A 15888-nucleotide genomic window follows, 5' to 3' on the forward strand; every position below is an offset into this window, starting at 1 on the left:
ATTATTCGACATCATTATGCTATAATACGGTTAGCGAAATGTACATGGAAGGAAGATGCCACATGGAATTAAAACTAAAGGCTTCAGATATACTTGAAAGAGAATTTAAAACTGGCTTAAGAGGCTACAATCAAGAAGAAGTAGACATTTTTTTAGATGACATCATTCAAGACTATGAAGCATTTGAGAAAAAAATTTCCCAACTTCAACTAGAAAATAAGCAACTAAAAGAGGAAATAGCAGAGGTTCCAAAGCGAACTGCACCAGCACCACAAACTGGCGCAACTAACTTTGATATTTTAAAAAGACTTTCTCATTTAGAGAAACATGTGTTCGGGAGTAAATTGTACGAATAATTATATTAATAAAGAATCATTGTTTATATGACGTATATCGTATATACTAGTTTTACCACTTATATATTCGGGCAATCGCTGCAATGCTAGACATTGTAGAGGAAAGTCCATGCTCACACAATTCTGCGATGAATGTAGTGTTCGTGCTTAGTGAAAAAATAAACTAAGGCAGCTAAATTAGCTGACGGCGGGATGAAGGCCTAAGTCTTAGGATATGGCTGACAATCTCTGAAAGTGCCACAGTGACGGAGCTGTATAGGAAACTATACAGGTGGAACGAGGTAAACCCCACGAGTGAGAAACCCAAATTATGGTAGGGGCATTTTCTTGAAGGAATTGAACGGATAGAAGAACAGGAATATTCCTGTAGATAGATGATTGCCGTCCACAAGGTACGAGGTAAAGCACCGTTTGAGTACTGTGGAAACAAAACATGGCTTATTGAGTGTATGAGTGGCTATATTTAATAATTAAGAAGCTCTCCAATCTCGGAGGGCTTTTCTATTCTAAAGAAATTGTTGATGTAATCCAATATAAAGAGATATTTTACGAAGGCAGGGCATTGATTGTGAATAACCAGCAAGCACCTGAAAACTTTTATTTATATCCAAATAAGTTAGTGGAGACAATATTTCATTCTACTACAGAAGGTATTATGATTACGGATGCTGAGATGCGTATCTCACTTGTCAATTCTGCCTTTGAGTCGCTTACGGGATACAAAATGGAAGAAGTTCGTGGGAAAACACCAAAATTATTACAATCTGGAAAACAAGATGCATCTTATTATAAAAAAATGTGGGAAGATTTAAAAAATAAAGGTGTGTGGCGAGGAGAAATTTGGAATAGACGTAAAAATGGTGACATTTATCCTGAAATATTAACGATTACTAGTATGGTTGATACCGAAGGGAAGTTAACCAATTACTTTGGTATTTTTTCGGATATTTCCAATAAAAAAGTAATAGAGAAGGAACTGGAAGAGCTAACACTTACCGACCATTTGACGAGTATATCAAATAGAAGCTCTTTTAACGAGTTGTTATTTAATTTAATTACCGATTCAAAAAATAGTCCTTCTAAACATGCTATTCTTTTTATTGATTTAGATCGCTTTAAACAAATCAATGAAACATTAGGAAATGAAGTGGGCGATTTACTTTTAATTGAAGTCGCAAATCGGATTAATACAGTTGTAAGGGATTCCGACATCTTTGCAAGGTACGGTGGAGATGAGTTTTTATTAGCAATTAACAGTATGGAACATCAAAAAGAAGCGGTTCATTTTGCGAAAGATATAATAAAAAAGTTAAATAAGCCTTTTTATATTAATGAAGATGAAATTTATATTACATCTAGTATAGGAATTAGCATTTATCCGCAAGATGGAGTAGAGGTAGAAGAGCTCATACATAAAGCGGATAAAGCCATGTATTTTGCTAAGCAAAATGGACGAAATCAATACGCTTTTTATTTCGAAGAGTTAAAAAGGGATTCCAAGCGATTACTTCTTTTAGAAGCAGAACTGAGAAAAGCCATTCAAGCAAAAAAAATTACGATTGCATACCAACCAAAAGTTTCTGTAGATAAACAAGATATAATAGGTGTAGAGGCGCTTGTAAGATGGACAAGTGATAAATTAGGGTTTGTATCTCCAGGAGAATTTATCCCGCTAGCAGAGGATACAGGATTAATCATCCCATTAAGCGAATTAATTATTGAAAAGGTATGTCTGGATATATTGGATTGGAGAAAAGAAGGGATAAATAAATTGCCCGTATCCATTAATATAGCAGCACTTCACTTTCAGCAGGATGATTTTATTGAAAGAATAAATGAGATTGTCATGCAGTATAATTGTAGTCCACAGCAACTTGAATTGGAATTGACGGAACGTACCGTCATGCATGATTCAGAAGGTATTGTAAGTAAATTAATTAAGCTTAAAAATATGGGCTTTAAAATTTCCATTGATGATTTTGGAACAGGCTATTCTTCCTTAAGTTATTTAAATCGTTTTCCTTTAAACTATTTGAAAATTGATAGTAGCTTTATACAACGAATTACTTCTTTAAAAGATAAGCAAGCAATTGTCGATTCTATTATTTTGATGGCGCATCGATTGCATTTAAAAGTGGTTGCTGAAGGAGTAGAAACAAAGGATCAAGTAAAACTTTTAAAGGAAATGGATTGTGATATTATTCAAGGATATTATTATAGCAAGCCAATTCCTAGTACAGAGCTTTTGGATTTCTTAGAGCTTTGGGATATTCATAAGCAAGAGGGGAATATATAATGACAACATTTAAATTAGTAGCAACTTCCGCAATGGGTTTAGAATCTATCGTTGCAGATGAAGTAAAAGCATTAGGATATGAGACAACAACAGAAAATGGCAAGGTATACTTCGAAGGGAACGAACGTGCAATTGCACGAGCAAATATTTGGCTACGTGTTGCAGACCGAGTGAAGATAGTTGCAGCTCAATTTCCCGCTCGAACATTCGATGAACTTTTTGAACGAACAAAAGCAGTACAGTGGGAGAAATTTTTACCTGTAGATGCAGCATTCCCGGTTCAAGGGAAATCCGTTAAATCGACGTTATTCAGTGTTCCCGATTGCCAGGCAATTGTGAAAAAAGCAGTTGTGGAGAGATTGAAGCTTGCACATAAACGAATTGGCTTTTTAGATGAGTCAGGTGCAACATATAAGTTAGAAATTAGCATTCTAAAAGATATTGCGACGATTACTCTTGATACAAGTGGTGCAGGTCTTCATAAACGGGGATATCGCCATGGACAAGGGGAAGCTCCATTAAAAGAAACCCTTGCAGCAGCACTTGTAAAAATATCTAAATGGAGTCCGAATCGTCCATTTGTGGATCCATTTTGTGGTTCGGGTACAATCCCGATTGAAGCTGCAATGATCGGACAAAATATTGCTCCAGGCTTTAATCGTGATTTTCACAGTGAAGCGTGGTCTTGGATGCCGAAAACTATTTGGGAAGATGTTCGAAATGAAGCGGAATCTCTCGCTAATTATGATCAAGAGCTTCAAATCATTGGGTCCGATATCGACCATAAGATGATTCAAATAGCAGAGCAAAATGCTTTTGAATCTGGTTTTGCAGATTTGATATCTTTCAAACAAATGCAGGCTTCTGATTTTTCCACTACCTTAACAGATGGTGTAATGATTGGAAATCCTCCTTATGGAGAGCGTATTGGGGAAGTAGAGGAAATAGAAAAAGTGATAAGTGATATGGGACATATAATGAGTCAACATCCAACATGGTCCGTTTACATGCTTTCTTCTATGGAAAACTTCGAAAATGTGTATGGTCAAAGGGCTACAAAGAAACGAAAATTATTTAATGGTTTTATTCGAACAGATTACTATCAGTTCTGGGGTAAACGTTCATAACAGTAAGGGAGACTAGTTCTCCCTTGCTGTTATATTATTATTCAAGGGAGTTTTATGATGAAACAAGCTTTGCCATTCCAACTTACAAAAGACCGTTCTTTCTTCGAATCACTAGGAGATTGGATGGGTGATGTCTTATATGATGAATTACCTGAAAAAGGATTTGAATGCCGTGATGAACAAATTTTCATGGCGTATCAAATTGAGAAGGCGTTAAAAGAAAAAAATGTTTTATTTGCAGAAGCAGGCGTAGGGACTGGGAAAACTATTGCTTATTTATTGCCAGCTATTTCGTATGCTCGTTATACCGGAAAACCTGCTTTAATTGCTTGTGCGGATGAAACGCTTATTGAGCAATTAGTAAAAGAAGCAGGAGATATTTTTAAGCTTCAAAACTACTTAGATATTAAAATTGATGTTCGTTTAGCGAAATCTCGCGATCAGTACCTATGCTTAAAACGCTTAGAAGAAGCGCAAAAGGATGGAGACAATGATCATTTTTTAGAGGAAATTGAAGACCAAATACCAGATTTCGTGTATGGACATTCTTCTCTACAAAAAATCTACCCATTCGGAGAGCGTAGCCAATTTCCTGGTGTAAGTGATGAAGATTGGCAAAAAGTAAATTATCATCCGACGCAACAGTGTATGGTTTGTGATGTTCGAAATCGATGTGGGCAAACCATTCACCGTCAACATTACCGTGAATCTACGGACTTAGTAATTTGCTCACATGAGTTTTTAATGGAACATATTTGGACAAAAGAATCACGTGTCCGTGAAGGTCAGTTGCCTCTATTACCAGAAGTTTCGATGATTGTATTAGATGAAGGTCACTTACTCGAATTTGCAGCCCAAAAAGCATTAACATACGAAGTGCAAAGTGAAACGTTAATTCGCTTACTGGAAAGAGTTATGGTCGATGGGGTTCGTGAGAAGACACTAAATCTGATGGAAGTGTTACAAGAAACACATGATAAGATTTTCGGGCTTTTACGCTTAAGCAGTAATTCAGAAGAAACGGAACGTATGAAAATAGATAAAACGCCAGAATTAATTCAGCTATGTAAGCAAGCCATTCGAATTACGAATGATTTGTTAGAGGAATTTGTATTTGAGTCAGAGTTATATACGATACCTGAATATGAATTACGTATGGTGGAAGAATTTTTAGAGCAGTATTCGTTCTCACTTCGTTTATTTACAGAAAAAGGTGACGGAGTAGAGTGGCTTGAAATAATTGACGGGTATGAAACGTTAATCATTATGCCTCGCCTTGTAACGGATATTTTACATGAGAAATTATTTACTTCTAAATTACCTATTATCTTCTCGTCTGCTACTTTATCGATTGAAAAAGACTTTACTTATATAGCAGATTCATTAGGAATTGAGCAGTTTCAATCATTCTCTGTAGAATCTCCATTTGAATACGATGAAGTAATGAAAATTGTTGCGCATCGCACAGAACAGCAGGAAAAAGTGAAGCAAGTGGAGAAATTACTAGAAGACCAACAGCAAACACTCATTTTATTTAAATCAAAAGCGGCGATGGAAAATTTCCGTCTAACTTCCACATTAAAAAATAATGTTGTATTTGAAGGTGATCGTGAGTTATCAACACTTGTAAAAGAATTTCAAAATGGAGATTTTGCTACACTTTGTTCTTACCATCTTTGGGAAGGACTTGATTTACCTAAACATGCGTTAACGCGTGTCGTTATTTATGATTTACCGTTTCCTCCAGTAGATCCTTTATTTGATGCGAAACGATCTTTTTCAAATGATCCTTTTGAAGAAGTAGAATTGCCATTTATGTTATTAAGATTGCAGCAAGGAATTGGCCGCTTAATCCGTACATCTGAAGATCATGGTGAAATTCATCTTTTATTAAATGAAGAAGAAGCTAAGCTTGAAAGCAGATTTTCAGGAATATTACCTACAACACTTTCTAATTAATGCAAGGGGGATTTGGAATGACAGTAGAAAAACAATTTTTAGACTATGTGAAAAAGATTGGCGCGTACCAAGAAGCATTAGGGGTATTATATTGGGATATGCGTACAGGTGCTCCTAAAAAGGGGATTGATCAACGTTCAGAGGTAGTTGGGGTACTTGCCACTGATGTGTTTAATATGTCCACTTCAGATGAGTTAAAAGGTTTATTAGACGAGATGGAATCAAAATTAGACTCGTTTAGCCATGTAACAGAGCGTGTATTTGAAGAAGTGAAAAAACAATATGATCTTAGTAAAAAAATACCTGCAGAAGAATATAAAAAGTTCGTCATTCTCCAATCTAAATCAGAATCCGTATGGGAAGAAGCGAAGGCAAAAAACGACTGGTCTATGTTTATGCCCTACTTGCAAGAGCTAGTGGATACATTAAAGCAGTTTGTTACGTATTGGGGTATAAAAGATGGAAATCCATACAATGTGCTATTAGACCAATACGAGCCAGGGATGACAACGGAAGTGTTAGATCAAGTTTTTGGTGATTTAAGAAAACGAATCGTTCCATTATTAAAGAAAATTGCAGAGTCACCTAACCAACCAAAAACAGATTTCTTATTTAAACATTTTGATAAGCAAAAGCAAGAAGCGTTTAGTCTAGATGTATTACACCAATTAGGGTATGACTTTGAAGCAGGTCGATTAGATGAAACAGTTCATCCTTTTGCTACTGGTTTAAATCGAGGAGACGTTCGAATCACAACTAAATACGATGAATCAGATTTCCGTTCAGCTGTATTTGGAACGATTCATGAATGTGGCCATGCCATTTATGAGCAAAATGTTGATGAAGAATTGACTGGAACACCTTTAGCAGGCGGTGCGTCAATGGGAATTCATGAATCACAGTCTTTATTTTATGAAAATTTTGTTGGACGTAATCCGAAGTTTTGGGAACAAAACTATGAAAAGCTTCAAAGTTTCTCTCCGGATCAATTTGGGGATGTGCCGATGAAAGACTTTTTACGTGCAATTAATGAAGTAAAACCTTCGTTAATTCGTATTGAAGCGGACGAATTAACGTATGCCCTTCATATTATGATTCGGTATGAAATTGAAAAAGGTTTATTTAATTGCGATTTGAAGGTAGAGGACCTACCAACGATTTGGAATGCTAAGTACGAGGAGTATTTAGGTATACGACCAGCTACGAACGCAGAAGGAATTTTACAAGACGTCCACTGGGCTGGAGCAAGTTTTGGCTATTTCCCTTCGTATGCATTAGGGTATATATACGCATCTCAGTTTAAAGCTGCGATGTTAAAAGATATTCCTAATTTTGATGAGTTATTTGAAAGAGGAGACTTATCTCCAATTAAAGAATGGCTTACTCAAAATGTGCACCAATATGGTGCAGTGAAAAAACCTTTAGAAATTTTAAAGGATGCTACAGGAGAAGGGCTTAACGGCAATTACTTAGCGGAATATTTAGAAGAGAAGTATACCAAAATATATAATCTTTAATAGATAAAAAGAGAACCTTATGAAAAGGTTCTCTTTTTTATGTCTTCATCTCTTACCACAATTTGTATCCTATAGAACCTGGTGGTGCATTTTGGATCATATCGATCACTGGGACCGTGTAAGCGAATAAAATCAATAATATACAAATTGTCAGCCAAATTTTCCAATTTTCTAAAGCCATTGGAGTTTTTTCAGCGTTCTCTGAAACTTCCCCTATAGGGAATTCTGTTTCTCCCTTTGGTGCAAACCATAGTAAATTAGCTACAATATAAAGCACTAAAATAATGCCGACGAATAGTATTGTACCACCAACTGCTTGTGCAACTTGGTAAGGAATCCAATCCGTAGCCTGCGCCGCCCCTCCATATGTAGAGAAGTCCGAACGACGAGGTGCTCCCATCAATCCAACAATATGCATTGCTCCAGACATAATGCTCATACCAACTGCCCAAACAATTGCTTGAATGATCGCAAGTTTGTTCATTTGTTTCGTTAATACTCGCCCTGTCAGGTGAGGAATTAACCAATAAGAAGCACCAAAGAATGTTAATACTACAGATGTTGCAAGTGTAAGATGGAAGTGACCTGTAACCCATATAGTGTTATGTATTACTTGATTCATTTGGTTAGAAGCGTTAATAATACCACCAGCACCAGCAGGAATGAATGCTGCCATCCCTATAAATGGCACGACAAATCTAGCATCTTTCCAAGGTAATTTTTTAAACCAACCAAGTATACCTTTTCCACCAAGTTCACGTCCTCTTATTTCAAATGATGCAAATAAAGAGAATGCAGTCAAGAGGGAAGGGATAACAACCATCATTGTCAATACAACTTGTAAGAATTTCCAAAAAGAATCAATCCCTGGTTCTGTTAATTGATGATGAAAACCAACTGGGATAGAGAAGATTAAGAAAAGCATAAACGATAATCTTGCAAGTGCATCTGAGAATATTTTACCGCCGATAATTTTTGGTACTACCACATACCAAACCATATATGCTGGTAATAACCAGAAATAAACTAATGGATGTCCAAAATACCAGAATAAAGTACGAGAAAGTAAGACATCTACTTTATCAACCCATCCTAATGACCAAGGAATTAGTTGGAATACAACTTCCACTGCTACTCCTAAAGAACAGATAATCCACATTGCTAAGTTTACGACAACCATAAATGTTAATAATGGACTTGGTTGCCCAGGATGAGTTTTACGCCATTCGATGTATTTCGAAATTTGTCCAGCCCCACCTATCCATGAACCGACTACTACTAATGCTAAACCTACGTAGAAAATCCAATGTGCTTGAAGCGGAGCATAGAATGTATATAATACAGATGCCTTGTTCAATAAAACCATTACAGCAGCTGCTATAGTACCAATAGTCATTGTCCAAAAACCAATCCAACCTAAAAGACGTTGTTTATCTGTTAATGTACCTGCAGTTCGACTGACAGCAGCAATTTGAAACCCAAAAATAAAGTAAGTTGTTAAAATAAGTGCTAATAGAACTCCGTGTACAGTTAATAGTTGATAGTAACCAATTCCCCAAGGGAGTGTAAATTGACCGGAACGAACTAATGTCTGTAATAATCCACAAAGACCACCGATTAATAAAGCAACAAATGCTACGTATACATGTGCAAGTGCAAGTTTACCATCTCGAGGATCTACTTTTACCAAATCTTTTGCTTTTTCTGTCATTGTTGTCATGTTACTCCACCACCTTTAGCATGGAAGTCATAGAAGAGTGTCCTATGCCACAGTATTCATTACATAAGATTAAAAATTCCCCAACTTTATCAACTGTTGTGACGTATTCGGATACATATCCAGGTTCTAACATCATGTTAATATTAGTACCTGCAATTTGGAAACCATGTACGACATCTTTCGTTGTTGCGATAAATTTCACTTTTGAACCAAGTGGTACTTCTATTTCAGGTACATTGTAATAAAATGCAGATGCAACTAACACCACTTCATAGTCCCAATCCTTACCCTCCACTTTATGTACACCAGGATTATTGAAAGGTGCTATCTCATCCACTCGCTCAGGATCAATGTACACCTTTGCACTTGGTGGATGGGAACCAAAATGGAATGCACTAAAACCAACAATAATTAAAAATAAGACCAGCGAGCCAACTCCAAATGTAAGCCACCATTTCTCGTACTTATGAATATGCATAACCTCAAACCTCCATCATATTAAAATCGATCAACAAACAAGTAAAATGCCATGAACCATGTAACTAATATAAATACTCCAACCATACTAACGGAAACGAGTGTCCCTTTTAAGTCGGGTTCCTTTTCATGCTTTTTGGACATTTTCCTTACACCTCCATAAATCGTTCTTGTATAGATTCATATTAAATTTAAAAAAGTGTTGTGGATGTGAGAAATATCACAGATATAAAGTAATGATGTGAAGAAAATGTGAAATAATAAAACAAGGGTTGTTGATTATCCAATTTCCCCCATTAAAATTTCACAAGAAATGTGCAAGGACCCATGTTGCACTTGTACGTTTTTGGTTCGCTTCGGACGAAATGATCACTACATCTTTACCGAGGGCTAAGTGTAGAAGGACTGAGCAGCCAAAATTGCATCTTTGACTGCTTACTATATAAATAGGAAAGTGGCTATTTTTCATTTCCAAAAGCTTAGACTCTTCTATTAGAAGGAGCTATGGAGTGTGGCGAACGAACGACTACCACACGATTATCGAAAAAAAGCGAAAGGGATGCGACTTTGTCGCATCCCTCCGCATCAAGAATTCTCGATTATGGTGTAGAACTAGTTCAGTTCCAAGCACTCCAAAAGCACCTATGCATATATCCCCATTTTAACAAGCAATTTACTGTGTACTTTGGTTAATCAACACGTGAAATAATATAAATAAAGTGGAAATAAAAAAGAACTTTCATATTTGAAAGTTCAGAAAAATAGTATGTATTAAATTCCTAAAAATTTATTCATCAATTGTTAGTATGATTGTTAAGTTTCCTATATTTGCAAGTTCAACGGGTAATTTAAAAGCATGTTGAAAACCGAATAATTTTGTTTTTCCAACAATGACAGTTGGTGGTGTAATATCTACTTCGACCCCATCACGAGCTACTACTGTACATAAGTTACCAGCTACCATATTCCCCAATTCTCCAGTAAATGATTCCAGCATTTCCCCTTCTAAAGGCATTCCAAACATAGTTGCTCCAATGGAAGATAAACATTCTGAAGTTGAATCTATAATAATACGGCCTTTAATATCTCCAATTATTCCTATTAGAACGCCCATCTCTTCTTGCTCAAAGGGTTGTACCATGAGAGAGGGTGATTTAATATCCATCGGAAAAGGGATAACAGATTTTAACGATTGTATAGTTCCATTTAATATAGTTTGTATGTGTTTTGACGCAGTCACCATTTCCCCTCCAAATAGTAAAGATGTATCGATTTTAGCATAATTACTAGGAAAAAAGAATAGAGGTATAGAAAATCATACAATAGTATGGTATATTTAAATGAGAATGAATTTCAAATTCACTGAGAGGACGATTTGAATGTTAGCTATATTAATCGGTTCTACTGTAATATTATTTAGTTTAGTTACGACACACGTCTTGCGTTCAACAACTCCACAGCCAAAATAATAAGTGTAACTATAAATGACAAAATCTAAATTCGAAGGTGTCACTTCAGATTGTCTTGAAAACACTTGTCTAAGAAGACAACCTAATCTCGTCGCATCCTTGCAACAACCGTTGCAAGGATGCGACGAGATTTGCGCAGGAGCACAGCTTTTCTGCGACGAGCTTTGCGCAGGAGCACCGAAGAATGAAAGGGTTTGTCTACAGTCTGAGATGACTTTATTTGATCTTTCAAATAGAGTCATCTTTTTTCATGTTTTCTGCTATGATAGACATATATTGTCGAACTATAAAGGAGAAATATTTTTCACATGAACAATTCAGAGAAACTACAAATCATAACAGAGAAAAATGCATTGCTAGCTACTATTTTTCACCAAAACAAAGACGAAGAGCGTTATGCTAAAGCGAAATTGTTTGCAGATAAGTTAGAAAAGGGTACTTTCACCATTGCTTTTGCAGGACATTTTTCAGCAGGTAAATCGAGTATGATCAATGCTTTAGTCGATGAGCAACTACTACCGACAAGTCCTATTCCAACTTCTGCAAATATAGTGACTGTTAGAAAATCAGCTGAAAATTATGCGCTCGTTCATTTTTTGAATCAAGCACCTGTTCAATTTTCAGGAGAATATGATATTCAATTAGTAAAGAAATATTCAAAAGATGGAAGTAAGGTTTCACAAATTGAAATAGGGCATGAATCTTCTAGCTTACCTGAAGGAATTTCAGTGATGGACACTCCAGGTGTCGATTCAACAGATGATGCGCATAGAATTTCCACAGAATCTGCTTTACATTTAGCAGATATCGTGTTTTATGTAATGGATTACAATCATGTACAATCTGAGCTAAATTTCCAGTTTACAAAACAATTGCTTCATTATAATGAAAACGTATATTTAATTGTAAACCAAGTAGATAAACATCGAGAAGAGGAATTGTCATTCTCTGAGTATAAACAATCTGTTGCAGACGCTTTTAAAGCATGGTCTGTGGAACCAAAAGGGATCTTTTTTACTTCATTAAAAGATGCAAATTTCGTACATAATGATTTTCCAAAAGTGCAACAAATTGTTTTACAGTCCATTCAAAATAAAGAATCCTATTTTCTTTCTTCTGCTCATGCAACCATTGAAAAATTAGCGGACGAGCATAAAAAATACTTAGAAGATGAAAAAGCCGCATGTTTTGAGGCGTTCGAAAACCAGATAACGGAAGAGGATTGGAAAAATAAAGAAGATATTAAAGAGCAGTTAGAAGTTTCGCAAAAACAAATAGAGCTTCAGGATTTAAGTCTATGGAAAAAATCCTTTGAAGATCAACGTAAAGCCATTTTAGAAAACGCATCTATTATGCCTTATGAAATGAGAGACTTTTTAAAGTTATTTGCAGAGAGTAAACAAAACTCCTTTAAAGTTGGCTTTCTTGGAAGTAAGAAGAAAACGGAAGAGGAAAGACAGAAAAGACTGGAAGATGCGCGACAATTACTGGAGAAAGTTATTGCTACAAATATAACGGTCCACGTAAAACAATTAATGAAAACCATGTTAAAAGACGTCTCTTTATTAACAGAAACGAAGTCCAATGATATTGATGGAATAGATTTTACTATTTCATCTATACTTATTAGTGAAACATTACATGAAGGTGCGAGCATTAATGGGGATGCAATTCTCCATTATGCAAATCGTGTGTCTGATGCTGTAAACCGATATTTTATTCGGGAAACAGATAGTTGGAAAGAAGAAGCTACTGTTTATATCGAACAAAATCCATTAGTAGATCTAGAACTAGTGGAACAGAAGACAGAGCTGTTAAACGAAAAACAACTAGCTATCCATACCTTAGAAGAAGTAGATGAAAGATTAAATGCTTTTGATAATATAGTGAAAACAGCCCCTCTCCAAATTAGAAAAGAAAGAGATCGTTTACTGAGCGAATGGGAAGAGGAGCGACGTAAATTCCAAAGCTCCATTACAGAATATGATGCAACTACAGAGGAGCAAGAAGAAACAATCGAGGAAATAGATAAAGTAGAAATACTTGAAAAAGAAGAAGTATTGCTCTCTTCAGATGCAGTTTTACAACGAGCAAATAGAATTGGTGAAGTGCTAGCAGAAATACCCGATTTTACAGAAGCAGCGACTGTTATTAAACGAAAAGCAACGCGTGTTAAAAATCAACAGTTTACTATTGCATTATTCGGAGCTTTTAGTGCTGGGAAATCAAGTTTCTCCAATGCGTTAATGGGGGCGAATGTTCTTCCGGTTTCTCCTAATCCAACGACTGCTACAATAAATAAAATACATCCGATTTCGGAGCACCATCCACATAATACAGCGGACGTTGTTTTGAAAACGAAAGAACAATTATTTGTGGACGTTGCATTTGCATATAGTCAATTAGGAATTACCGTATTCACATTAGAAGAAGCTTATGAGAAAGCAAAAACAGTGATGGATGAAACTGTAGTAGAGGAAGTACATAAATCTTTTATTACAGCCTTTTACAAAGGGTTCCCAACTTTCCAAGATCAATTTGGAGAGATTCTTCGTGTAACAGGAGAAGAATTTGGTCAATACGTGGCAGAAGAAGCGAAGAGTTGTTTTGTTGATTTTATTGATTTTTATTATGATTGTGAATTGACGAGATTAGGGGTTACTTTGGTGGATACGCCAGGAGCAGACTCTATTAATGCGAGACACACTGGTGTTGCATTTGATTATATTCGAAATGCAGATGCTGTACTATTTGTTACCTATTTCAATCATGCATTTGCAAAAGCAGACCGAGAATTTTTAATTCAACTTGGACGTGTGAAAGATGCCTTTGAACTGGATAAGATGTTCTTTGTCGTCAATGCAATTGATCTTGCAAACAATGAAGAAGAAGCAAACCTGGTCAAGCAATATGTACAAGATGAGTTGCAACGCTTTGGTATTCGATTCCCTCGCGTATATGGGGTTTCTAGCTTACAAGCACTACAAGAAAAAGTGGCACAGGAAAAACTACATGAAGGAATGCTGCAATTTGAACAAGCATTTCATCAGTTTTTAGAAGAAGACTTAAAACAAATTGCCGTGACATCTCTCGAGGAAGAATCGACTCGTCAGCAAACAAAGTTACTAACATTAATTCAGCAGACGGAAGCAAACCTTGCGAGAAAAGATGAGCGGATAATTGAATTGCGAGAGCAAGAACAAAAGATTCGAAAACGCTATGCAAACTCAAAATCTGCAACCATTTCGAAAGAAGCAAAGCAAGAGCTAGAAACGTTATTATATTACGTTCTACAAAGGGTCTATTATCGATTTAATGAATTTTTTAAAGAGGCATATAATCCTTCTTTATTTACAAATAAACCAGCTAGTCTGGCGTTAGAAATTGCATTAAAGGATATTTTGCACATGGTTCGATTTGATTTGGAACAGGAAATGCGTGTGACAAACTTCCGTGTGTTGCAATTCATTCAAAAACAAATGAAACAATTAGAAAAAGAAGAACTGCGTGTATTAAAGGATTTAAATGCAAGTTTTACATTTACTCCTCATGAAAGTGAGGACCGAAAATTATTAGAGTTTGTTGGTCCTTTTGAAGACAAAGGAAAATACGAAAACGTGAAATCCTATTTTAAAAACACAAAAGCATTTTTCGAAAAGAATGAAAAAGAAAAACTTCGAGATACATTATCTGAACAAACGAAAGTAGAAGCAGAGATGTATTTGAATAAAGAAAAAGACCGACTTGCTCATTGGGTGGAGCAATATGCAGATATTGAAACAGAAACAGTCCGTCTAAATTGGCTCAATGAATCACTTGCACAAATTGATGCGGAACGTAAATTACTAGAGCAAGAAGAAACACTTACCAAATGGAAAGAGATTTACGCACGTATAGAGGAAAGGGGGAGAACAAATGAGTAAGGTGTTTGTGGAATTAAAAGAGGTAGTAGGTGGTCAGGTTCGATTTATCGATACTCGCTTTGATTTAGCACGTCCTCTCGCAGGTCGTGAAATGTATAACATAGAGCATATAGAAGGGGCCATTTATTGGGACTTAGAACAAGATTTATCCGATATGGCGGGTGAGCAGGGTAGGCACCCAATGGTTTCAAAAGAGAAGATGACGAATCTTGTGCAACAAGCGGGATTATCTCCAAAAGATTCGATTGTTATATATGATCAAGGTGGCTCGCCATTTGCTTTACGAGCATATTTTTTATTAGAATGGGCAGGTTTCTCTAACGTTCATGTTCTCCGTGAAGGGTTTGCGGAAGCGATAAAAGTACTCCCAGTTACTGATGTAAAACCTATCATTCAACATTCGAAAGTTACTCTAGAATGGAAAGACGAGCTATATGTTGACGTAAAAAAAGTGCAGAAAATAGTAGTAGGTCAACTTGAGGGTCAGCTAATCGATGCTCGCTCTGCCGTACGTTATCGCGGAGAAGTAGAACCAATTGATCCAATTGCAGGTCATATTCCGACCGCTTTAAATTTTGATTGGGAGCAGCTAAAAAATGACGGACAATTTTTAGCACATGAAGTGTTAGTGGAGAAACTAGATGGTTTAGCTGATAAAGCCAAGCCTGTAATCGCTTATTGTGGAAGTGGTGTCACTGCAGCACCTTTATATGCAAGCCTAAAAGAAGCAGGATATGAAAACGTCCAGTTATACGTAGGAAGCTACAGTGACTGGATTAGAGAAAATGAAGTAGAAACAGAATAATAGTTAAATGGTAAAAAGGGGCTGTCCAATAAGCTCATAAATTGAAGCAGGTGTAGAAAAATAAGTTTTTCTACACCTGCTTTTTGTATACTTTTTATTACACTACTATTTATTGTAGGCAATTGATTGTAGTGGAAGACGGCGACTCCGTCGGGAATAGCAGATGTTTTCTGCACCAAAATCGAAGCTGCAGGTGCATGAGCTGAAGGCCCGCAGGAACGAACAAAGGAACAAAGGAA

General features: G+C 36.2%; 11 protein-coding genes and 1 other RNA gene. 8 read left to right on the forward strand and 4 right to left on the reverse strand.

What is annotated here, in order from left to right; genetic code table 11:
* Positions 1 to 62 precede the first annotated feature (62 nt).
* The 6 genes from gpsB (at position 63) to MHH81_RS07630 (ending at position 7255) form a co-directional block, all read left to right on the forward strand.
* On the forward strand, positions 63 to 356 hold the full coding sequence (gpsB, locus tag MHH81_RS07605) for a cell division regulator GpsB (protein ID WP_340919705.1): 294 nt from the start codon (positions 63 to 65) through the stop codon (positions 354 to 356).
* 63 nt (positions 357 to 419) lie between these two features.
* An RNA gene (rnpB, locus tag MHH81_RS07610) (RNase P RNA component class B) lies at positions 420 to 802 on the forward strand.
* A gap of 122 nt (positions 803 to 924) precedes the next feature.
* Positions 925 to 2652 (forward strand): putative bifunctional diguanylate cyclase/phosphodiesterase, encoded by a 1728-nt coding sequence (locus MHH81_RS07615; protein WP_340919707.1) that lies wholly within the window; start codon positions 925 to 927, stop codon positions 2650 to 2652.
* On the forward strand, positions 2652 to 3779 hold the full coding sequence (locus MHH81_RS07620; protein ID WP_340919708.1) for a THUMP domain-containing class I SAM-dependent RNA methyltransferase: 1128 nt from the start codon (positions 2652 to 2654) through the stop codon (positions 3777 to 3779). Before MHH81_RS07615 ends, MHH81_RS07620 begins: the two co-directional genes overlap by 1 nt.
* Positions 3780 to 3836: 57 nt before the next feature.
* Complete coding sequence (locus MHH81_RS07625) at positions 3837 to 5738, forward strand: ATP-dependent DNA helicase (protein ID WP_340925173.1); 1902 nt, start codon at positions 3837 to 3839, stop codon at positions 5736 to 5738.
* 17 nt (positions 5739 to 5755) lie between these two features.
* On the forward strand, positions 5756 to 7255 hold the full coding sequence (locus MHH81_RS07630) for a carboxypeptidase M32 (protein ID WP_340919710.1): 1500 nt from the start codon (positions 5756 to 5758) through the stop codon (positions 7253 to 7255).
* Between the two features lie 52 nt (positions 7256 to 7307).
* Here the strand turns inward: MHH81_RS07630 and MHH81_RS07635 are convergent, their stop codons facing one another.
* The 4 genes from MHH81_RS07635 to MHH81_RS07650 form a co-directional block, all read right to left on the reverse strand.
* On the reverse strand, positions 7308 to 8975 hold the full coding sequence (locus MHH81_RS07635) for a b(o/a)3-type cytochrome-c oxidase subunit 1 (RefSeq protein WP_445678078.1): 1668 nt from the start codon (positions 8973 to 8975) through the stop codon (positions 7308 to 7310).
* 1 nt (position 8976) lies between these two features.
* On the reverse strand, positions 8977 to 9453 hold the full coding sequence (locus MHH81_RS07640; RefSeq protein WP_340919711.1) for a cytochrome B5: 477 nt from the start codon (positions 9451 to 9453) through the stop codon (positions 8977 to 8979).
* Between the two features lie 20 nt (positions 9454 to 9473).
* Positions 9474 to 9596, reverse strand: a complete 123-nt coding sequence (locus MHH81_RS07645) for a cytochrome c oxidase subunit 2A (RefSeq protein ID WP_340919714.1) — start codon at positions 9594 to 9596, stop codon at positions 9474 to 9476.
* Positions 9597 to 10239: 643 nt separating this feature from the next.
* Complete coding sequence (locus MHH81_RS07650) at positions 10240 to 10692, reverse strand: chemotaxis protein CheX (protein ID WP_340925176.1); 453 nt, start codon at positions 10690 to 10692, stop codon at positions 10240 to 10242.
* A 537-nt stretch (positions 10693 to 11229) separates the two neighbouring features.
* Between MHH81_RS07650 and MHH81_RS07655 the strand changes: the two genes are divergently transcribed.
* Together MHH81_RS07655 and MHH81_RS07660 are read left to right on the forward strand one after the other, a co-directional pair.
* Positions 11230 to 14844: a dynamin family protein gene (locus tag MHH81_RS07655; protein ID WP_340919716.1), complete on the forward strand. Its 3615-nt coding sequence runs from the start codon at positions 11230 to 11232 to the stop codon at positions 14842 to 14844.
* Positions 14837 to 15649, forward strand: coding sequence for a sulfurtransferase (locus MHH81_RS07660; protein WP_340919718.1), 813 nt, complete (start codon positions 14837 to 14839; stop codon positions 15647 to 15649). The genes MHH81_RS07655 and MHH81_RS07660 overlap by 8 nt, the downstream gene beginning before the upstream one ends.
* The last annotated feature ends 239 nt before the right edge of the window (positions 15650 to 15888 follow it).

It is taken from the genome of Psychrobacillus sp. FSL H8-0484, assembly GCF_038005325.1.
GTDB lineage: Bacteria > Bacillota > Bacilli > Bacillales_A > Planococcaceae > Psychrobacillus.

Coding starts and splice junctions, on each gene's coding strand:
- gpsB (WP_340919705.1), top strand. CDS start 63: ATGGAATTAAAACTAAAGGCTTCAGATATACTTGAAAGAGAATTTAAA.
- MHH81_RS07620 (WP_340919708.1), top strand. CDS start 2,652: ATGACAACATTTAAATTAGTAGCAACTTCCGCAATGGGTTTAGAATCT.
- MHH81_RS07625 (WP_340925173.1), top strand. CDS start 3,837: ATGAAACAAGCTTTGCCATTCCAACTTACAAAAGACCGTTCTTTCTTC.
- MHH81_RS07630 (WP_340919710.1), top strand. CDS start 5,756: ATGACAGTAGAAAAACAATTTTTAGACTATGTGAAAAAGATTGGCGCG.
- MHH81_RS07635 (WP_445678078.1), bottom strand. CDS start 8,975: ATGACAACAATGACAGAAAAAGCAAAAGATTTGGTAAAAGTAGATCCT.
- MHH81_RS07640 (WP_340919711.1), bottom strand. CDS start 9,453: ATGCATATTCATAAGTACGAGAAATGGTGGCTTACATTTGGAGTTGGC.
- MHH81_RS07645 (WP_340919714.1), bottom strand. CDS start 9,596: ATGTCCAAAAAGCATGAAAAGGAACCCGACTTAAAAGGGACACTCGTT.
- MHH81_RS07655 (WP_340919716.1), top strand. CDS start 11,230: ATGAACAATTCAGAGAAACTACAAATCATAACAGAGAAAAATGCATTG.
- MHH81_RS07660 (WP_340919718.1), top strand. CDS start 14,837: ATGAGTAAGGTGTTTGTGGAATTAAAAGAGGTAGTAGGTGGTCAGGTT.